The sequence below is a fragment of the Streptomyces sp. NPDC056373 genome, assembly GCF_042262425.1.
Lineage (GTDB): Bacteria > Actinomycetota > Actinomycetes > Streptomycetales > Streptomycetaceae > Streptomyces.
In genome coordinates, this window is record NZ_JBHJPX010000005.1 from 117,386 (window position 1) to 136,403 (window position 19,018).

The 19,018-nt window shown below is 71.0% G+C and carries 16 protein-coding genes and 1 pseudogene; 2 read left to right on the forward strand and 15 right to left on the reverse strand.

Annotated features, from left to right (window positions below; translation table 11 throughout):
- Positions 1-15: 15 nt before the first annotated feature.
- The 12 genes from ACFCXS_RS12000 to ACFCXS_RS12055 form a co-directional block, all read right to left on the reverse strand.
- Positions 16-1,377, reverse strand: coding sequence for an ABC transporter substrate-binding protein (locus tag ACFCXS_RS12000; RefSeq protein WP_376643135.1), 1,362 nt, complete (start codon positions 1,375-1,377; stop codon positions 16-18).
- A gap of 49 nt (positions 1,378-1,426) precedes the next feature.
- Positions 1,427-3,409: a pectinesterase family protein gene (locus tag ACFCXS_RS12005; protein WP_376643136.1), complete on the reverse strand. Its 1,983-nt coding sequence runs from the start codon at positions 3,407-3,409 to the stop codon at positions 1,427-1,429.
- A 45-nt stretch (positions 3,410-3,454) separates the two neighbouring features.
- Positions 3,455-4,999 carry a family 43 glycosylhydrolase gene (locus ACFCXS_RS12010; RefSeq protein ID WP_376643137.1) on the reverse strand — a complete coding sequence of 515 codons (1,545 nt, stop codon included), beginning with the start codon at positions 4,997-4,999 and terminating at the stop codon, positions 3,455-3,457.
- Positions 4,996-5,841 (reverse strand): PmoA family protein, encoded by an 846-nt coding sequence (locus ACFCXS_RS12015; protein WP_376643138.1) that lies wholly within the window; start codon positions 5,839-5,841, stop codon positions 4,996-4,998. Before ACFCXS_RS12015 ends, ACFCXS_RS12010 begins: the two co-directional genes overlap by 4 nt.
- Entirely contained in the window at positions 5,838-7,001 is a 1,164-nt protein-coding gene (locus ACFCXS_RS12020) for a Gfo/Idh/MocA family protein (RefSeq protein WP_376643406.1), read from the reverse strand. The genes ACFCXS_RS12015 and ACFCXS_RS12020 overlap by 4 nt, the downstream gene beginning before the upstream one ends.
- Positions 7,002-7,009: 8 nt before the next feature.
- A complete protein-coding gene (locus ACFCXS_RS12025) occupies positions 7,010-8,296 on the reverse strand; it encodes a polysaccharide lyase family 1 protein (RefSeq protein ID WP_376643139.1) in 1,287 nt (428 codons plus the stop codon).
- Positions 8,293-9,189, reverse strand: coding sequence for a carbohydrate ABC transporter permease (locus tag ACFCXS_RS12030; protein ID WP_376643140.1), 897 nt, complete (start codon positions 9,187-9,189; stop codon positions 8,293-8,295). Before ACFCXS_RS12030 ends, ACFCXS_RS12025 begins: the two co-directional genes overlap by 4 nt.
- Complete coding sequence (locus ACFCXS_RS12035; protein WP_033310841.1) at positions 9,186-10,121, reverse strand: carbohydrate ABC transporter permease; 936 nt, start codon at positions 10,119-10,121, stop codon at positions 9,186-9,188. The genes ACFCXS_RS12030 and ACFCXS_RS12035 overlap by 4 nt, the downstream gene beginning before the upstream one ends.
- A 172-nt stretch (positions 10,122-10,293) precedes the next feature.
- The gene (gene araD / locus ACFCXS_RS12040; RefSeq protein ID WP_376643141.1) at positions 10,294-12,024 is read right to left on the reverse strand and encodes an L-arabinonate dehydratase; all 1,731 of its coding nucleotides are present in this window, start codon (positions 12,022-12,024) and stop codon (positions 10,294-10,296) included.
- Positions 12,021-12,932: a dihydrodipicolinate synthase family protein gene (locus ACFCXS_RS12045; protein WP_376643142.1), complete on the reverse strand. Its 912-nt coding sequence runs from the start codon at positions 12,930-12,932 to the stop codon at positions 12,021-12,023. The genes araD and ACFCXS_RS12045 overlap by 4 nt, the downstream gene beginning before the upstream one ends.
- The gene (locus ACFCXS_RS12050) at positions 12,929-13,588 is read right to left on the reverse strand and encodes a GntR family transcriptional regulator (RefSeq protein ID WP_376643143.1); all 660 of its coding nucleotides are present in this window, start codon (positions 13,586-13,588) and stop codon (positions 12,929-12,931) included. Before ACFCXS_RS12050 ends, ACFCXS_RS12045 begins: the two co-directional genes overlap by 4 nt.
- 194 nt (positions 13,589-13,782) lie before the next feature.
- A complete protein-coding gene (locus ACFCXS_RS12055) occupies positions 13,783-14,382 on the reverse strand; it encodes a TIGR03086 family metal-binding protein (protein WP_376643144.1) in 600 nt (199 codons plus the stop codon).
- A 142-nt stretch (positions 14,383-14,524) separates the two neighbouring features.
- Between ACFCXS_RS12055 and ACFCXS_RS12060 the strand changes: the two genes are divergently transcribed.
- Positions 14,525-14,656, forward strand: coding sequence for a hypothetical protein (locus ACFCXS_RS12060; RefSeq protein ID WP_376643145.1), 132 nt, complete (start codon positions 14,525-14,527; stop codon positions 14,654-14,656).
- Between the two features lie 41 nt (positions 14,657-14,697).
- Here ACFCXS_RS12060 and ACFCXS_RS12065 read toward each other — a convergent pair.
- A pseudogene (locus ACFCXS_RS12065) lies at positions 14,698-14,848 on the reverse strand (IS481 family transposase); the annotation flags it as partial.
- Between the two features lie 155 nt (positions 14,849-15,003).
- Between ACFCXS_RS12065 and ACFCXS_RS12070 the strand changes: the two are divergent.
- Entirely contained in the window at positions 15,004-16,239 is a 1,236-nt protein-coding gene (locus tag ACFCXS_RS12070) for an MFS transporter (RefSeq protein WP_376643146.1), read from the forward strand.
- Here the strand turns inward: ACFCXS_RS12070 and ACFCXS_RS12075 are convergent.
- Both ACFCXS_RS12075 and ACFCXS_RS12080 read right to left on the reverse strand, forming a co-directional pair.
- A complete protein-coding gene (locus ACFCXS_RS12075) occupies positions 16,217-17,542 on the reverse strand; it encodes an MFS transporter (RefSeq protein WP_376643147.1) in 1,326 nt (441 codons plus the stop codon). The two genes, ACFCXS_RS12070 and ACFCXS_RS12075, sit on opposite strands and share 23 nt — an antisense overlap.
- Entirely contained in the window at positions 17,539-19,017 is a 1,479-nt protein-coding gene (locus ACFCXS_RS12080) for an NAD(P)/FAD-dependent oxidoreductase (protein ID WP_376643148.1), read from the reverse strand. The genes ACFCXS_RS12075 and ACFCXS_RS12080 overlap by 4 nt, the downstream gene beginning before the upstream one ends.
- Position 19,018: the final 1 nt, after the last annotated feature.

The window sequence follows — 19,018 nt, forward strand, 5'->3', positions numbered from 1 at the left end:
CGGCGATGCCGGGAACTACCCGTTCTGCTGGTCCCATTCCTCCTGGGCCGCATTCAGCTGATCGGCCATCGTGTCGAGGAATTCCTTCGCGCTCATCTTTCCGAGCAGCACCTTCTGGAAGTTCGGCTCGTTGTCCGCCTTGGAGATCGTGTTCCAGTCCGGCAGGTAGTACGGCAGCTGCACGATCGTCGTCGAGCCGTCCGACAACGCGTCAGCGGCCAGCTTCGTCGGCTCGGCCTTGGAGATCCACCCGTCCTTCGCCGCGTCCGTGTTCGACGGCACCTGCCCCGCCGCCTCGTTGAACTTCGAGTTCTCCGCCTTCGACGTGGCGAACTCGATGAACTTCCAGGCCGCGTCCTTGTTCTTGCCGCTCTTGAACAGCCCCAGCCCGTCCACCGGGTTGGACACCTGCACCCGCTTGCCGGAGGAGCCGGCCGGCTGCGGAATGCCCCGGAACTTGTCCACCCCGAGGGCCTTCACATGGTCCTGGTACGACCCGAGATTGTGGTTCAGCATCCCGATCGTGCCGGAGTCCCACTGCGCGACCATCTTCGTGAAGTCGTTGTTGAGGTCGGCGGCCGGAGTGACCTTCTTGTACAGCGCCGCGTACTTCTCCAGAGCCGCCACGTTCTTGGGGTCGTTGACCGTGGTCTTCGCACCGCTGGAGTCCCAGAACGACGTGATGCCGGACTGCCCGTACATGGCGTCCAGTGCCTGGGCGATGGAACCCGCACCACCCCGAATGGTGTAGCCGAACTCGTTCTTGCCCGAGTTCGTCAGCTTCTCGGCGGCCCGGTAGAACCGCTCCCACGTCGTCGGCTCCTCGAGCCCCGCCTTCTTGAACAGGTCGGTGCGGTAGTACAGCACACCGTTGTTCGCGGAGGTCGGGATCGAGTACAGCTTGTCGTCCCCGCCGCCGGCGGCCTTCAGCGACTCGACCATGTCCTTGTTGAGCTTGCCGTTCAGCGACGACGAGCCGAGCCGCTCGTCGAGCGGCTCCAGCGCTCCCTGCGCGGCGAACCCCGCCAGCATCGCCGCGCCCACCCCGCCGACGTCGGGCAGACCGCCGCCCTGGAGGGCGGTGTCGACCTTGGACTGGTACTCCGTCGAGGCGATCCCGACGTACTCGACCTTGATGTCGGGGTTGGCCTTCTCGAAGTCGGCGATGACCTCCTTCCAGATCTCGGTGCGGACACCGCCGTTGTTGTCCCAGAAGACGATCTTTCCCTTGCCGCTGCCGTCGGCGCCCTTGTCGCCGCTCGCCCCACTGCCGTCGTCGCCGCAGGCGGTCGCGGTCAGCGCGAGCACGGCCCCCAGGGCGACAGCGGCCGAGGTCCGGCGCCCGCCTCTGCTGCTGGTGCGATTGCTGATCTTCATTGGTCGGCTCTCTTCTTCTGGATCCAGCGGAACTTGAGGGTGTGGGGGGTCAGTGACGGACGTGCGGCGCCCAGCCGTCGGTGCCCGCCAGGTAGGCGGTGACCGTGTGGGAGCGCGCGTCCTCGTCGCTCATCTGCGGCCGGTCCGGGGTCACGGCGGCCCCCGGCCCGTAGTTCCGGTACTCCGTCAAGCGCGCGTCCTTCCACGAGAAGCCGCTCATGTCGGTCCACGGCGAGGACTTGATCGCGGCGGGCAGCCGGGTGTCGCGGATCAGCACCTGGGCCACCGCGTTCGGCTCGCCGCCCGGATGCCAGGGCCTGCCCAGGTGGAAGCTCCCGTCCGGGGCGTCGCTCACGATCTTCGAGCGGGTGATCAGGAACCCGTACGGGTTGCCCGTCCAGGTCGAAGCGGCGGTGACCCACCCGTTGTTGGTCGTCGACCCGCGGCTGAGCGCCTTGATGACGGACCGTTCGATCACGGTCGTCGCCCGCCCGTAGATGAAGTCGACGTCGCCCTCGATGTACGAGTCGCGGACGTACACCCGGCTGATCACGTTCAGCTTGGGGCTGTCGGTCATCAGGGTGTCCTGGTTCCCCAGGAAGGCGGTGTCCTCGAAGACGATCCGGTCACCGGTCGTCTTCATGGCGAGGGCCTGCTCGCCCTTCAGCTCGACCGATGCCTCGTCGAAGTCGTTGCTGAAGGTGAGGTTGCGGGCGGTGACGTCGTTGGCGGCGATCCGGACCGTGGCGCTTCCGGTCGAGCCCCCGTACTCGGCGGGCGTGTCGAAGACGATGACCGTGTCGGAGCGGTCCCGTCCGGTGCCGCGCAGCTCGATGTTCGGCTTGCTCGCGGGAATGAACACCTTCTCGCGGTAGGTACCCGGCGCGACGGCGATCGTCATCGGCACGGCGTTGCCGTCGGGGACGGCGTCGACGGCGGCCTGCACGGTCGGGTAGGCGCCCGGGACGTGGAGGGTCACTCCGAGCCGCTGCTGCGGACCGGAGAACTTCTTCACCAGGGCGGGGACGGCGCGGGCGGGGTCGAGCCGGTAGTCGTAGAAGTCCCGCGGGGCGAAGGCGGCGCCCCGTTCGTCGGTCCGCCCGCTCGTCTTCCTCAGGATCGACCCCCGCTCCACCAACTCCGCGGTGGCGTCGGCCTGGTAGGGGTGCTGGACCCGGTCGTAGTAACTGTTCTCGATGACCATCTTGGTGCGGCCCCGGGACCAGTTCCCGTACGTCCACACGGGGTCCCGGTCGGCCACCTGTGCCGACATGTAGTTGTTGTAGAGGTGCGCGTAGGCGCAGTTGTCCGCCGAGGGGTTGCGCTGCTTCGTGCCGGTGAACCAGTTGTGGTCGATGGTGATCTGCGTCTGGACGTTGTCCGTCCAGCCGATCCCGAACGCCTTGTTGTGGTTGCTGAACTGGTTGTAGGAGACGGTGACGTACTGACTGTCCTTGCGGATGTCGAGCAGGCCGTCGCCCATGCGGGTGAAGCGGTTGTGGTCGATCCAGACGTGGTGGACGGCATCCATCTGGATGGCGTCGAAGTCGTTGGTCTTACCGTCCCAGTCGCCCTCGACGTAGGAGTCGCGGATCGTCAGGTTGCGGATGATGACGTTGTGCGTGCCGGGCTTCAGATGCAGCTCGCCATGGACGATCTCGCCCGTGTCGCCGACACCGATGATCGTCTTGTTCGACGCCACGACGATGTCCGAGCCGAACGGCGCGACGGCGACCGATCCAGCCACCCTGATGACGTACGGCTCTTCGGCGGCCGCGTACTTCGCCAGTGCCGCCTGGTCGGTGACCGTGACGACCTTGCCTCCGGCACCGCCCGTGGTGCCTCCGGCCAGCGAGGCGAAGCCGTGGGCCTCGTCGGTCCAGCGGGCGGCCGGTGCGGACTTCGCGGCGGGGGCGGGTCCGGCGGCCGCCGACTCCCCGGTCGCACCCAGTCCCAGGGCGGCGACCAGGCCGGCTACGGCGGCCAGGGCGACACCCGGTCTGGGCAAGCGCTTGCTACGGAGGTGCGTCATTGCGGCTCCCAACAGGCGTGAGGGACGTACAGAAAATGCGGTGGACTACAGGTCGGTGATCCGGAACTGCGTGAACGTGGCGGCGCCCGCGTGTCCCGGCCCGACAGGCGCCGAGGCGAAGAGGCCGAGCAGGGCGCCGACCCAGCGCCAGGGGGTGGCTGCGAAGACGGGACCCGAGGGGACCGCTCCGTCGCCGAGGTCGTAGGAGAAGCGGCAGCGGGCCCCGGCGCCGATCTCGATGCGGAGCCTGACGCGCCCCTCGGGTGCGAGGCACGGGTGGGCCGCGTCGCGCTCCCGCTCGGCGACCCCCTCGGCGAACCGGTGCACGAGGTGGACCGTGCCGTCGGCCCCCCGCTGGAGGCCGATCCAGCTGAACGCGTCCCCCAGGACCGCGAGTCCGGCGCGCGCTCCCGGCTCCTCACTGTGCAGGCGCAGTTCCACTTCGGCGGCGGACGGGACGCCGGGCAGCCGCTGGGTGAGCAGGTTCGGGAGTTTGCGCAGGTCGTGGGTGTCCGTGGAGCGGACGCACGTGAGCCGCAGCCCGTCCCCGGAGTGCTGGGGGGCCCAGCCGGCATGGGGGTGCCCCCGCTCGAGCGAAGCCGAGAGTGGGGGAGGGTTCGCCGTCCACTGCCACTGGCGGCCGTACCGTCCGCCCGGGAAGTCGTCGTCGGTGGCGGGCACGGAGGGCGGTTGCGGCGGCAGGGCGGGGCGACGGTGTTCGGCGACGGGGGCGCCGTCGTCCCCGAGCACCGGCCATCCGTCCGGACCCCAGCGCATCGGCTGGAGGTGGACGACCCTGCCGTACGCGCCGCGCTGCTGGAAGTGCAGGAACCAGTCCTCGCCGGACGGGGTGCGCACCCAGCCGCCCTGGTGGGGGCCGTTGACGTCGGTGTCCTTCTGCTCCAGGACGATCCGCTCCTCGTACGGCCCGAAGAAGCCGCGGGAGCGGAAGGCGCCCTGCCAGCCGGTCTCGACGCCGCCGGCGGGGGCGAGGATCCAGAACCAGCCGTCGTGCCGGTAGAGCTTGGGGCCTTCGAGAGTGAACCAGCCGGGTATGCGGTCGCCGTCGACGATCACCTTGCCCTCGTCGAGGAGGCCGGTGCCGTCGGGGCGCATCCGGTGGCCGGTGAGGCGGTTCTTGACGCCCGAGCGGGACTTCGCCCAGGCGTGGACCAGATAGGCCTCGCCGGTCTCGTCGTCCCACAGGGGGCAGGGGTCGATCAGCCCCTTGCCCGCCTTCAGCAGGTGCGGCCGGGTCCAGGGTCCTCTGATCTGCGGGGCGTTGATCTGGAAGACGCCCTGGTCGGGGTCGCCCCAGAAGATCCAGAATCGCTCGTCGTGGTACCGGAGGGACGGGGCCCAGACGCCGCAGTCGTGCCTCGGCGTGGCGAACGCCCCGGCCGGTTCCAGGCGGTCGAGGGCGTGGCCGACCAGGGTCCAGTTGATGAGGTCCCGGGAGTGCAGCAGCGGCAGGCCGGGGACGCGGCCGAAGCTGGAGGCGGTCAGGTAGAAGTCGTCACCGACACGGACGACGTCCGGATCGGACCAGTCGGCGTTGAGGATCGGATTGCGGTAGGTCCCGGAGGTCACGGGCTCACCGCCTTGCGGACGAGGGCCGCCGCGGCGTCCCGGTCGAGAGCGCCGTCGGCGACGACGGTGACCACCCGGCGCACCACGGTCCCGCCCGGCGGGACGGGTGTCCGCTCGTCGTGGGCCAGCGAGGAGCCGACGCCCGGGTACTCCTCGGTGCGCACGAACCACGGGTCGCGTCGGGTCTGTTCGGTGGCGCCGGCGAAGACCAGCGTCCAGGTGCCGCCCCGCAGGGCGAGCCAGTCGGCGGGGCGGCCGTGGACCCGGTCCTCCCCGTCGGCTCCGGCCGTGAAGACCTCCGGCGCGGAGGACTCCTTGCGGGCCCGCCAGAAGAAGCCGCCGTAGGCCGCGCCCGGGCGTCCGTTGGTCGCCGGGCTGCCGATCGACAGCGGGCTCCCGGTGACGTTGGTGAGGGAGAACGTGAGGTCCAGCGCCCAGGCCCGGTCGGTGAGTTCGGTGGCCGCCACGGTACGGCGTTCGCGCAGCAGTTCACCGCCCGCGGCCACCCAGCGCAGTTCCTCGACGAAGCCGTCCGGGTCGCGCAGCTGGAAGGCGACGTGCCGCTGGGAGCCGTGGTTGTCGAGCTCGGTCGGGCCCTGGTCGCGGACGTAGGTGCGTCCGCCCCAGAAGTTGAACCCCTCGACGTCGGGAACGGCGACACCGACGCCGAGGTGGTGTGCGTGGTCGGCCGGGGTCAGCTCGGTCACGGCCGTGCCGGACAGGGTGGTGACGGGGTGCAGGTAGGGGCGGGGGGAGAGCCGGGCCGGCAGTTCGGGCCGGGTGACGTACCGGCCCACCGGCCGGCCCGCGACGCGCAGGACCGCTGTGCCGTTGCTGGTCATGGGGTGCTCACCTCGTTCGACAGGTGCGCCCAGGGGGCGCCGAGTTCGGAGTAGAGGGAGAGGGTGTCGGCGGCGGCCGCGACGAGCCCGTCGATGCCGGGCACCACACGGCGGTTCTCTTCGGGGATCCGGTGCCAGACGGAGTCCGGCAGGGGCGCGGGGTCGGGTGCGGTGCGAATGGCCTCGACGACCTTCATGAAGGCGCCGGTCTCGTCCGGCGGGACGAGCAGGTCCGCGCCGGTGGTGAGGTGGTCGACGAGGTTCTCCAGCAGGTCGGTGCGGCCGTGCTCGGACTCCTGCGGGCCGTGCCCCGCGCGCTGGAGCAGCACGCGGTCCTGCTTGTACCAGAAGGTGATCCGTCCGGTGCTGCCGTGCACGAGCACATACGGTTCGTCCGCCTCCTCGGCGCAGAGGGTCGCGGCGACGGTGACCGGGTGGCCCTGCGCGGTGGTGATCCGGACGCAGGAGGTGTCGTCGGACTCGATGGCGTTGGCGCGCAGCAGTTCGGTCTCGATGCCGGTGACGTCCTCGGCGCGGGTGCTGCCGCCCAGTGCCAGGGCGGTGGCGACGGCGTGGGCGAGGGGGTTGGTCAGCGCGCCGTCGATCACGTCGACGCCGTGCAGCCGCCGCTTTCCCGCCCAGGGGGCCCGCCGGAAGTAGTCCTCGTCGCGCACCCAGGCACCGGCGCCGCCGAGCCCGACGAGCTTGCCGATCGAGCCCTTCTCGATCAGCTCGCGGACGGCCGTCAGGGCGTGCGAGCCCAGCGACTGGAAGCCGATCTGGCAGACGACTCCGGCCGCGGCGACACCGTCGGCCATCCGGCGGAACTCGGCGTAGGAGGGGGCGGGCGGCTTTTCCAGGAGCAGGTGCACGCCGCGTTCGGCCGCCGTGAGGGCGAGGTCGGTGTGGGTGGGGATCGGGGTGCAGATCACGGCGATCCGCGCGCCGGTGGAGTCCAGCAGGGCGCCGAAGTCGGCGGACTGCTCGGGCGTACCGAGGTCGCCGAGCTCCTCCTCGGTCAGCGGCGTCAGCTCGCAGACGCCGACGAGTCGCACGATGCCCTTCTTCTGGAGCCGGCGGATGTTCTCGACGTGCCAGCGGCCGTGGCCCCGGGCACCGGCGAGGACGACAGGCAGTGGTGTGTTCATGGCGTCGATCATGCGGCCGGTCACCGGATCCTCCCCGCCCCCGCGCCGCGGGCCACCGCCTGGTCGGCCTCCCGGGCGCTGTCGATCCGCCCGTGCAGGGTGGGCGTCCAGCCGACGTCGGCCGTCAGGTCGCGCTCACTGCCCGAGTTGTAGGCGTTGTATATCGCGAGCAGGTCGACCGGGAAGCCGTCGAAGAGCGTGCCGCTCTGGTGCAGGGCGCTGCCGTTCCAGCTCTTGACCAGGTCGGCGACCTCCACGTGGCCGGGCGCGTGGAAGGCGTTGTTCTCGGCGTACATCCGGGACTCGGTGGAGACGCCGAGCGAGTAGCGGTGGTCGTCGCCGGAGATGTCGTAGCGGTTGTTGTAGACGTGCACCTGGCCGAAGCGGACGCGCGGGGCGCGCTGGACGACGGACTCGAAGGCGTTGTGGTGCAGGGTGACGCGGAGCTTGCCGCGGTCGCCGGTGGCGGTGTCGCCGCTGCCGATGAGCATCGCCTTGTCGTGGCCGGTGAAGCGGCTCCAGGAGACGGTGACGAGGTCGGAGCCGTTCGTGATGTCCAGCAGGCCGTCGTGGCGGAGGTAGTTGCGGGCGAAGTAGGTCGGTTCCTTCGCGTCCGGGTGGCCCTTGTCGCTCAGGGTCACGTGGTCCACCCACACATGGGTGGACCCGGTCAGCCAGATGTTGTCGTAGGCCGTCTTCCAGTCGCCGAGGGCGCCGGTATTGGGCTGCCAGACGGGGAAGCAGTCGTAGGCGTCGCGCACGTCGAGGTTGCGGATGATCACGTTGTCCGCGTTCTTGACCTGGAGGCTCGCGCCCTTGAGGACGGCCGAGTCGCCGAGTCCGACGATGGTGGTGTGGGAGCCGACGGGCAGCACGATCCGCTCGGCCTGCCGTGCGGCGGAGGCCTGACGGGCCTCCTCCTGGGGGCCGCTGGGCTTGGCGGATCCCCAGGTGCGGGGGTCGTAGGCGGTGAGGTACTTCTTCAGTGCGTAGCCGCCGGTGGCGTAGTCGGCGCAGTCCAGGCGGTCGCCGTCGTCGTCGGTGTTGGCGTCGATCGTCCCGGCGACCTTGATGATCTTCGGGGTGCCGCTGCCGCCGTCGAGGGCCCGGACCAGTCCGGCCCGGTCGGTGACGGTGAAGACGTGGGCGGCGTCCGCCGCCGCTCCTCCGGTGGTGCCCGCCCCCTCGGCGGCCCAGCCGTCGTTCGCCGGGAGGGTGTCGCGGCCGATGTCCCGGGCCTCGGCGTGCGCGGGCACGCAGAGCACCCCGAGCAGCCCTGCCGCGACGGCCAGTTGTCTGAGCCTCATCCCTTCACCGCTCCCGCGCTGAAGCCCGTGATCAGCCACTTCTGGATGAAGGCGAACACGATCACGACCGGCACGGCGGCGATGATGCCGCCCGCGGCGAGCGCGCCCAGGTCGACGCTGTCGGCACTCATCAGGCTGTTCAGTCCGACCGGGATCGTCTGCTTGTCCTGGTTGTTCAGGAACATCAGAGCGAACAGGAAGTGGTTCCAGGAGTGGACGAAGGCGAAGGAGCCGACGGCGATCAGACCGGGCCGCAGCAACGGCAGCACCACGATGCGGAAGGCCGTCATGCGGTTGCAGCCGTCGACCCAGGCCGCCTCCTCCAGGGTGTAGGGCACGTTCTTGATGAAGTTGCTGATCAGGATCATCGACAGCGGCAGCTGGAAGACCGTCTCGGCGAGGATGACACTGCCCAGCGAGTTGATCATCTGGAGTTCGGCGAAGATCTCGAACAGCGGGACCAGCAGCAGCGCGCCCGGCACGAACTGGGAGCACAGCAGGGCCAGCATGAACGCCCGCTTGACCTTGAAGTCGAACCGGGCGAGCGCGTAGCCGCCGGCCAGCGCGACGAGCGTGGTCATGAGCAGGGTGGCGACGCCGACGAGCACGCTGTTGGTGAAGTAGGTGCCGAAACTGCGGTCCGTCCAGACCTTCTCGAAGTGGTCGAAGGTGATCGGCCAGGGCACGAGCGAGGTCGAGCCGGCCGGGCGCAGCGAGAAGAGCAGGATCCAGTAGAAGGGGATGAGGGTGAAGATCAGGTAGATGCCCAGGGGCAGGTAGATCTGCCAGCGGGGTGCCTCGTCCCAGGCGCGCTTGCCCTTGGCGGGGTGCGGGGGTTCGGGGGCGGCGGGCACGGGGGCGGGCGCCGTCTTGGTGGCTTCCTTGACGCTCACTTGCTCTCGCCTCCGAACTTGCTCAGGCGCAGGTAGACCATCGAGCAGAAGAGCAGGATCACGAACGCCACCGTGGTCAGGGCCGACGCGTAGCCGAAGTTGTGGGCGTCGACGGATGTGTTGGCGATGTACAGCGGCAGCGTGGTCGTCTCGCCCGCGGGGCCGCCGCCGGTCAGGGTGTAGAGCAGGTCGACGTTGTTGAACTCCCAGACCGCGCGCAGCAGCGTGGACAGGATGATGGCGTCCTTCAGGTGCGGCAGCGTGATGTGCCAGAACTGCTTGATGCGGCTCGCGCCGTCGACCTCGGCGGCCTCGTAGAGGTCCTTCGAGACGGACTGGAGGTCGGCGAGGATGAGGATCGCGAAGAAGGGCACACCGCGCCACAGGTCGGCCACGACCGCCGCCGGGAACACCGTCGAGGTGTCCGACAGCCAGCTGGTGCCGTAGGAGCCGATGCCCATGTCCGCGAGGTAACGGGTGATGCCCGTCTGGGAGTTGTAGAGCAGCACCCAGATCGCGGAGGTCAGCACGCCGGAGACGGCCCACGGGGAGAAGACCAGGGCGCGTCCCAGGCCCCGGCCCACGAAGGTCTGGTTGACGATGAGGGCGAGCGCGAGGCCGAACAGCAGCTGGAGGCCGACCTCGACGACGACCCACTTGGCGCTGAAGACCAGGGTGTCCCAGAAGACCGGGTCCTTGGTGAAGGCGTGGACGAAGTTGTCGAAGCCCGCGTAGCCGTTCCGCCACGGCTTGGTGGGGTTGTAGTTCTGCAGGCTGTAGTAGAAGACGCTGATGACCGGGTAGGCGATGAATCCCAGCATCAGCAGGGCGGCCGGCGCGATCAGCAGGTACGGGAGCCTGCGCGGCGTGGCGGAGGCCCGGCGCCGCCGGGGTGGCGCGGGCGGTTTCGCCACGGCTGCGGCTTGGGCCATGACAGGGTCTCCGATCTCGGTACGTCTTGCCTTGGTCGAACAGGAAGCGCTTTCTCGATGTGCCGGTGCCCGCCTGGATCTCGCGGTGCGGGGTGCCTCTTGCGGTTTCGTGGCGGCTGCGGGCGCGTTGTGGTTGATCGCGCGGTTCCCCGCGCCCCCGGGGTGGGCCGAATCAGCCCGCGTACGGGTCCTGCACCTTGCCCGGGCGGGCCAGGAACTCGAAGTCGCAGCCGGTGTCGGCCTGCGTGATCTGGTCGTTGTACAGCGCGCCGTAGCCGCGCTCGTGGCGGGTGGGCGGAGGCGTCCAGTCCGCCCTGCGCCGCTGCAGCTCCTCGTCGTCCACGTGGAGGTGGAGGGTGCGGGCCTCGACGTCGAGGGTGATGCTGTCGCCGGTCCGTACCAGGGCGAGCGGGCCGCCCACGTACGACTCGGGGGCCACGTGGAGCGCGCAGGCGCCGTAACTCGTGCCGCTCATCCGGGCGTCGGAGATACGGACCATGTCCCGCACACCCTGCTTGAGCAGGTGGTCGGGGATGGGGAGCATGCCGTACTCGGGCATGCCCGGGCCACCCTTGGGGCCGGCGTTGCGCAGCACCAGGACGCTGTCCGCGGTGATGTTCAGATCCGGGTCGTCGATGGTGCGCTGCATGGTCTTGTAGTCGTCGAAGACGATGGCGGGACCGGTGTGCTTGAGCAGGTGCCGCTCGGCGGCGATGTGCTTGATGACCGCGCCGTCGGGGCAGAGGTTGCCGCGCAGTACGGCGACTCCGCCCTCGGCGGCGACGGGGTTGTCGCGGGTGCGGATGACGTCGTCGTCGTGGACGGCGGCGCCCTCGATCTGCTCTCCCAGGGTGCCGTTGACGGTGGGCCGCTCCAGGTGCAGCAGGTCGGTGATCCGGGAGAGGAAGGCGGGCAGACCACCGGCGAAGTGGAAGTCCTCCATGAGGTACGTCTGTCCGCCGGGCCGGACGTTGGCGAGCACCGGCACGGTGCGGGCGATGCGGTCGAAGTCGTCGAGGGTGAGCTCGACCCGGCAGCGCCCCGCCATCGCGATCAGGTGGATGACGGCGTTGGTGGAGCCGCCGAGCCCGAGCACCGTCGTGACGGCGTCCTCGAAGGCCTCGCGGGTGAGGATCCCCGACGGCTTGAGCCCGGTCCAGGCGAGCTCCACGGCACGGCGTCCCGAGGCGGCGGCCATCCGCTCGTGCCCGGAGTCGACGGCCGGGATCGAGGAGGCACCCGGCAGCGTCATGCCGAGGGCTTCCGCCGCGGCCGTCATGGTCGACGCGGTCCCCATGGTCATGCAGTGGCCGGGGGAACGCGCCAGCCCGCCCTGCAGCTCCCGCAGTTCGCAGTCGGTCAGGTTGCCGGCGCGGTGCTCGTCCCAGTACTTCCACATGTCGGTGCCGGACCCGAGGGTCTCCCCGCGCCAGTGGCCGGGCAGCATCGGCCCCGCGGGCACGAAGAGGGACGGCACGTCGGCCGAGGCGGCACCCATGAGCAGAGCGGGCGTCGACTTGTCGCAACCGCCCAGCAGCACCGCCGCGTCGATCGGGTACGACCGCAGCAGCTCCTCCGTCTCCATCGCGAGCAGGTTGCGGTAGAGCATCGGGGTCGGCTTCTGGTACGTCTCGGAGAGCGTGGCGACCGGGAACTCCAGCGGGAAGCCGCCGGCCTGCCACACCCCCCGCTTGACCGCCTCGGCGCGCTCGCGCAGATGGACGTGGCAGGGGTTGATGTCGGACCAGGTGTTCAGGACGGCGATCACCGGGCGGCCCCGGTACTCCTCCGCCTCGTAACCGAGCTGGCGCATCCGGGCGTTGTGCGACCAGGTGCGCAACTGCCCCTCGGCGCCGTACCACTGGTGGCTGCGGAGCTCCTCGGGACGCAGTCTGCCGGTCATATCGACCACCCCGCGGCGATCGCGGCGACTTCGGCGCGCTGCTCCTCCGGGAGGGTGCGGCTCGGCGGGCGGACCTCGCGGCGGCACAGCCCGAGGGAGGCGAGGGCCTCCTTGACGACGGTGACGTTGTCGGCGGAGCCGTTCGCCGCGCGCAGTTCCTCGAAGCGGCGGATCTGCTCCCAGACCTTCATCGCGGCCGGGAAGTCTCCGGAGCGCAGCGCCTCGATCATGTTCAGGGAGACGGCCGGGGCGACGTTCACCAGCCCCGAGGTGAAGCCGGTGGCACCGGCGGAGAAGTAGGAAGGGGCGTAGGGCTCGGCGAGCCCGGCCACCCACACGAACCGCTCCAGACCCGCGTCCCGGGCGAACGCGGCGAACCGGGCCGCGTCGGGGACCGCGTACTTCACACCGATGACGTTCGGGCAGGCGTCGGCGAGTTCGGCGAGCCGGGCCCCGGTGAGCTGCGGGTTGCGGATGTACGGCACGACGCCCAGCTCGGGCACGGCCTCGGCGATCGCGCGGTGGTAGTCGACCCAGCCGGCCTGCGAGACGTAGGGGTGGACGGGCTGGTGGACCATCACCATCTGCGCGCCGAGCTCCCGGGCGTGCCGGGCGGAGGCGATGGCGGTGGGGACGTCGTGTCCGACGCCGGCCAGGACGACGGCCCGCTCCCCCGCCTCGTCGATCGTCAGCTCCGTGACGAGCCGGCGCTCTTCGGGGGTCAGGGCGTAGAACTCGCCGGTGTTGCCGTTCGGGGTGAGGGTCGTGATGCCGCCGTCGAGCAGGCGGCGCAGCAGGGCCCGGTGAGTGTCCCGGGCGACGGAGCCGTCCTCGGCGAACGGCGTCACCGGGATCGCCACCACGTCGGCCAGGGCCGCCCGCTGGGTCTCGAACGCCACGCTGCTCATTCCTGACCTTCCTGTTCCAGTCCTGCCTCGGGGAAAGCGCGCCGCACGAAGGAGGCGATGTGGGCGTGCAGGGCACGCGCCGCGCCGTCGGCGTCGCCGTCGAGGGCGAGTCGCAGGATCTCCCGGTGCTCGCCGGCCTCCCGCTCCCAGGAGGGCGAGGCGGCCCAGGCGACCGCGGAGACCAGGGCGGCCTGGTCGCGGACCTCGTCGAGCATCCGCCCGAGCAGCGGGTTGCCGCACGGCAGGTACAGGGCCCGGTGGAACTCCCGGTTGGCGAGGGAGCGTTCGGCGGTGTCGGTGGCGACGTCGGCCCTGGTCAGCGCGTCGCGGGCGACGTCCAGGGAGGCCCCGCGCTGCACGGCCCGCCGCAGTGCCTCGGGCTCCAGCAGCAGCCGCACGTCGTAGACCTCGCGCGCCATGTCCGCGTCCACCAGGCGCACGGTGACGCCCTTGTACTGGCTCATCACGACCAGCCCGGTGCCCGCGAGGGTCTTGAGCGCCTCGCGCACCGGGGTCTTCGACACCCCGAACTGCGCGGCGAGCTCGGTCTCGACCAGCGCCTGCCCGGGCGTCAGCTGCCCGGTGAGGATGCGGTGTTTGATCCCCTCCAGCACGTACTGCGTGCGGGAGGGGATCGGCGTGGGCACAGAGGTCATGCGCGCCTCTCGGATCTCGCGTCTCGGTGGATCGCGTATCGGATCTCGCGTATCGCGTCTCATATATGACGTACGAAGTACGACGCGATGACGGTAGGAGGGCGCGTGAGGTTCGTCAATGCTTTCGGCAGAGGTGGATGCAATCGCTTTCTACGAAGTGCCGTCCGGGCGTGGACGTTCTGACGGGATACGTCCTAGAAGGCTCGCGTCCACCCCGGATCCCGTCCGCTCAGTCCCACGGCGCGGTCCAGCGTCGACGCGGCCGCGTCGACGGTGACGATCGGCCCGAAGATGGCACCGCGCTGGGGGTCGTCGGCGGAAGCGGCGAGGAACTCGTGGCAGGCCCGGAGGGCGGCCGGGTCGGGGTGGTACGGCTGCCCGGTGGCGCATGCCAGGTCCCAGCCGTGGATCACCAGTTCGTCGACGGCGACCAGGCCCGCGATCTCGCCGGGCAGGTCGACGCCCCCGGCCCGGGTCATGCCCGTCCAGGCGGCCGGGACGCGCCAGGCCTCGGCCAGTTCGGCGAGGACCTTGGGCATCTCCTCACGCCAGCCGGGCGCGAGGTCGGGACGCGCGGAGCCCGGGCTGGTGTCGGTGGTGACGCCGAGATCCTTGCGGGCGGCGTCACGGAAGGCGGCGGACAGTCCCGCCAGGTGACCCAGCAGGTGGCGCACCGCGTACTCGGGGCAGGGGGTCGGGTCGGCGAGCTGTTCGTCACCGACACCGGCCACGAGCTGCGCAAGGGCCTCCGTCTGGGGTCCGAGGTCGAGGGTCGTACCGGTCGTGTCGGTCATGCGTGCTCCTCGGGAGTGTGGTCCTGAGGGGTGGACCGACCGGGGCCGCGAAACTCATCGCCCGCCGGGCCCGCCTTTCAGGGCGCCTGCCGCCGGGCCCGCCTTCCAGGCGCGGGGACGCGAGGTTGGTGATCGATCGATCGTGACCGACGCCAAGTCCGCCTTCCTCACCGGACTGCACGTCGCCGCGGCGGCAGCCGGTGTCATGCATCTCATCCTCGGCCTCGTGGCGCTCCGCTGGCTGCGCCGCCCCGTCCGGCCCTCGTACGTCTAGGTCGTGTCCGCAAAGTCCCGTCGTCCGCCCGGAGGGCGGGCCCCGCGGCGTCTGGTGCGTTCCCCCCAGCTCTCGGCGTGCCGGGCGGAGCCCCTCGTCGGCGGCCACATGAGCGACCGGGCGGCCCGAGCGGACACGCTCGACGAGCAGCCGCCTGCCATGAACGATCAGCCGGGCTTTACGGTGGGACACGAAGACCTCCGTGCGGTGTGTTCCTAGACAGCTCCACCACATCGGAGGTCTTCGCCATGTTCAAGACCCGCCGGTGTCAACAACGCTCGTGATCAATACACCTAGGGCACCTGCCCGATCCGCTCCGCCGGTCCTTAGCCGCACGATGGCCAGGCATGACGACCAAGACGACCTGGCCCCTCGTGCGCGTCCTGCGTGACCGCGACGCCGGGCTCTACCTCTCCGGTGTGGTGGTCTCCGGCTTCGGCACCTCGGCCCTCTGGCTGGCGTCGGGGGTGTGGGTCAAGGACCTGACCGGCTCGGACGGCCTGGCCGCACTGTGCATGCTCGCCATGTGGCTGCCGACCCTGGCCGGCCCGCTGCTGGGCACCCTCGCCGACCGGGGCCGCCGCAAACCGCTGCTGCTGAGCGTGAACCTGCTGCTGGCCGCTTCGCTGCTCACCCTCGTGAGCGTCGACGGCCCGGGCGGCCTGTGGCTGCTGTACGCGGTGCTGACGGTGTACGGCGCGGCGGGCGTCGTCCACGACGCGGCCGAGTCGGCGCTCGTGGCGACGGCGGTCGAGCCGTCCCTGCTGGGCGACTTCAACGGTCTGCGCATGACCGCCACCGAGGGCATGAAGCTCCTGGCCCCGCTGGCGGGCGCGGGCCTCTACGCGGCGTACGGCGGCGCGAGCGTCGCCCTCCTGGACGCGGCGACGTTCGTGCTGGCCGCGGCGCTGTACGCGTTGCTGCGGGTGCGGGAGGAGAGGCCCGCGCCGCCCACCGGCAGCGGCCGGCAGCGGACCGTCGAGGGCGCCCGGTACCTGTGGGCGCACCCCGTGCTGCGCCCGCTGGTCCTGGCGGGCGGGGCCACGATGCTGTGCGCCGGCCTGAACGGGGCGATGGTGTACGCCGTCGTCGACGACCTCGGGCACTCCCCCGCCTACACGGGCGTGCTGTACGCCGTGCAGGGAGCCGGTTCGGTCGCGGCCGGTCTGCTCTGCGGCCCCGCCCTGCGCCGGCTGGGGGCGAGGCGCTTCGCGGCGTTGGGCATCGTCCTGCTGGCTCTCGCGGTGGCGCTCAGGGCGGTGCCGTCCGACCCGGTGGCCCTGGTGTGCAGCGCGGCGATCGGCACGGGACTGCCCGCGGTGCTGGTCGCCGCGCTGACGTCCGTGCAGCGCGAGACGCCCGGTGTGCTGCTGGGCCGGGTCACGGCCACCGCCGGCACCGCGGTGTACGCGCCGAACGTGGTCGGGCTGGCCGCCGGAGCGGCCCTGGTGGAGCTGGTGAGCCACCGGCTGGTGCTGGCGGCCCTGGGCGTGGTCCTGCTCGTGACGGCGGCCCTGCTGCTGCCGCCCGTCGTCGGCGCGGGGCCGCGCGCGGCCGGGGTCAGCCCGTCCTCTCGCCCTTGACCCACGTCCCCTTCCGCAGCGCCGGGACACTCAGTGCGAGAGCCAGTACGGGGACGAGCGCGTACCAGGCGATGCCGTGGCTCGGCCCGGCCCGGTCGACCAGCCACCCCAGGACCAGGTACCCGCAGCCGATCAGCAGGGACTCCACGAACGTGATGATGGACAGCAGACTCGCCCGGTAACGGGACGGGACGCCCTCGTTGAAGACGTTGTCCACGACCACCGCGGTGATGTCCGGGACACCGACGGCGAGCAGGAACACACCGACCGTGAGCCAGGCCAGGCCGAGGCCGGTGAATCCGAGCGCCGCGACGAGCACCAGCAGGGTCAGCGGGACGAGCACGTGCACGCCCAGCCGCCGGTCCGCGCGGTCCGCCAGCAGCGGGGCGAAGCCGCCGATCAGGTAGCCGGCCGCCATCACCACACTGACCAGTGTGGTGGCGGTGCCCTGATGGCTGAGCGTCTCCTGGGTGAAGATGAAGTACGGGGTCATCGTGGCGTGCATCAGGGCGGACACCACGACCAGCGAGGCCAGCCGGGGGGTGAGGTGCCGGACCACGGCCGCCTTGCCGAGGGAGGCGCCCGCCCGTTCGGTCGAGGCGGCGGGGCCGGAGGAGGCCCCTCCCCCCTCCTCGTCCGCCGCCTCCGCGGATTCGTCCAGTGCGGCGGCGTCCTGTCCGCGGATCTCCGGGACCCGGGTCAGCAGCACCGCCGCCGCGAGCAGCAGTGCGCACGCCGAGGCCAGGTAGACGAGCTCCCAGGAGATCCGCTGCAGGCTGCCCCCCAGCGCGATGGCCAGGGCCATGGTGGTGGCGCCGAACGTCGCGTACCGGGACTTGACCTTCACGTAGTGCGTCTCGGCCCCGCGACGCCTGAGGAGGTCGTAGAGCAGGGCGGTCTCCGCGCCGGAGACGCAGGCCATCCCGATGCCCTGGAGCGCGAACAGCACGACGAACGCGGCATACCCCGAGAGCGTCACCTGGCCGAGCAGACAAGCGCCGATCAGCGCCTGCCCGATGACGATGCTCGCCCTGCGGCCCACCCGGTCCGCGATGAACCCGGTCGGGACCTCGGCCAGGGCACTGACGATGTACAGGAGGGTCTGGAGCCCGGCGATCTGGGCGGCGGAGAACCCCTGATGGCCCAGGTAGAGGACGAACACCCCCCGTTGGAAGAGGGAGTTGGCGAGCACCGCGTACAGGTAGAAGGGGCGGGACACGCTCTTCGCCACCCGCAGGGACGAGGCGGCGTCGCCCGGTTCGCTGGTGGTGTCCCGCGCGAGCTCGCCCGAATCCGTCGTCAACGCACCGTCTCCAGTCCCGATGAGGCCCCCCGATCGGCGAGCAGCGACTTGACCCGCAGATACGCGTCCCGGTCCGGGCCGTCCTCGCTGAAGGCGCCCGCGACCAGGAACGGAACGATATCGGGAGACAAGCCGTGGGACGAGCCGAGATCTTCGTACATGTGCACGGCGCCGGAGGCGAACAGCGCGGGCACCGCGTCGTGCCGCCACAGCCGGGGCAGGACGAGGGAGGCCTCGAACCCGGTGCACGCTCCCTGGTACGCCGTCTCTCCCGCGCTCTCGGCCGCCGTGAGCACGCTGACGGGGCGGCGTCCGGGATGGAAGGGGTGGTCGTAGGGCGAGGTGGCGCCGAGTATGCCGTCGGCCATGATCCGGGCGATCAGCGGGCTGTTGTGGAATCCGTCCCGGTAGGTGCCCGTCGCGATGTGCAGCCCGTCCAGGGGGCCCGGCCCGAGCAGGGGGAAGGTGTCGAGGGTGACGGGGCGGTTGCCCACACGCCACTCGTCGATCTGTGCGAAGGCGAAGTCGTTGTTCAACTGGTCGATGGCGCACTGCAGGAGGAAGTGGCTGAGACCGGCCGAGGGACGGGTGCGCGGGGTCGCGAAGACCACGTTGGTCGCACCGACGTAGTCACGTCCGCCCGGGAAGGGAACGGCGTGCAGCCCGCAGGAACCGGCGCGGTTGACGGTGCGCACGACATGGCCGAACTGTTCGGCGCCCGGCCTGTGGGTCACGGTGGCGATGCCGGTGCCGGAGAACACGGGCTGTACGTCGTGCGGGCCCAGCACGGTGTCGAGGAGCGGGGTGGTGAAGGCACCGGCGGCCACCACGATCGTGCCGGCCGAGACATGTGAACCGTCCGCGAGGCTCGCGCCGGTCACCCGGTCGCCCTCACGGGTGAGCGCGCCGACGGGCTGGTCGACGAACCGTACCCCCCGCGCGACGAGGGCCGCCCGGAGCGCCTCGTACACCGCGCCGCTGTCGACCGCGCCCTCCGCGGGGAGATACAGGGCCCGCAGGGGCCGGGCGGTCGGGGTGGGGTCCAGGCCCGCGATCCCGCGCGGGCCGATGAGTTCGTGCGTCTCGCCGTACTTGGCGGCCGCGTCCAGCATCGCGTCGAAGTTCTCCGAGTCCAGGACACCGGACACCGCGTTCTCGATGACGACCGTGCCGGAAACGGTGTGCGGCCGGTCGTGCCCCGACGCCTCGCAGACCAGGTCGAGCCAGTCGGGCCAGAGGGCCAGCGAGTCCCGGCACATCTCGAACTTGGCACGCGAGGCGTCGGAGGCCAGCGTGTACTTGGTGATCTCGGCGAAGCAGTTGAGCATCGCGCCGGATGCCGCGGTGGCCGCGCCCTCCCGCTCGCGCGGGCCGATGACGGTGACCGAGAGGGAGGGGTCCCTGCGCGTCAGTTCGAGGGCGGTGGAAAGGGCGAGGACCCCGTTGCCCACGAGGGCTGTGTCCGAGGTGGTCATG

Coding starts and splice junctions, on each gene's coding strand:
- ACFCXS_RS12035 (WP_033310841.1), bottom strand. CDS start 10,121: ATGGCCCAAGCCGCAGCCGTGGCGAAACCGCCCGCGCCACCCCGGCGG.
- ACFCXS_RS12055 (WP_376643144.1), bottom strand. CDS start 14,382: ATGACCGACACGACCGGTACGACCCTCGACCTCGGACCCCAGACGGAG.
- ACFCXS_RS12000 (WP_376643135.1), bottom strand. CDS start 1,377: ATGAAGATCAGCAATCGCACCAGCAGCAGAGGCGGGCGCCGGACCTCG.
- ACFCXS_RS12025 (WP_376643139.1), bottom strand. CDS start 8,296: ATGAGGCTCAGACAACTGGCCGTCGCGGCAGGGCTGCTCGGGGTGCTC.
- ACFCXS_RS12070 (WP_376643146.1), top strand. CDS start 15,004: ATGACGACCAAGACGACCTGGCCCCTCGTGCGCGTCCTGCGTGACCGC.
- ACFCXS_RS12045 (WP_376643142.1), bottom strand. CDS start 12,932: ATGAGCAGCGTGGCGTTCGAGACCCAGCGGGCGGCCCTGGCCGACGTG.
- ACFCXS_RS12080 (WP_376643148.1), bottom strand. CDS start 19,017: ATGACCACCTCGGACACAGCCCTCGTGGGCAACGGGGTCCTCGCCCTT.
- ACFCXS_RS12005 (WP_376643136.1), bottom strand. CDS start 3,409: ATGACGCACCTCCGTAGCAAGCGCTTGCCCAGACCGGGTGTCGCCCTG.
- ACFCXS_RS12020 (WP_376643406.1), bottom strand. CDS start 7,001: ATGATCGACGCCATGAACACACCACTGCCTGTCGTCCTCGCCGGTGCC.
- ACFCXS_RS12015 (WP_376643138.1), bottom strand. CDS start 5,841: ATGACCAGCAACGGCACAGCGGTCCTGCGCGTCGCGGGCCGGCCGGTG.
- araD (WP_376643141.1), bottom strand. CDS start 12,024: ATGACCGGCAGACTGCGTCCCGAGGAGCTCCGCAGCCACCAGTGGTAC.
- ACFCXS_RS12050 (WP_376643143.1), bottom strand. CDS start 13,588: ATGACCTCTGTGCCCACGCCGATCCCCTCCCGCACGCAGTACGTGCTG.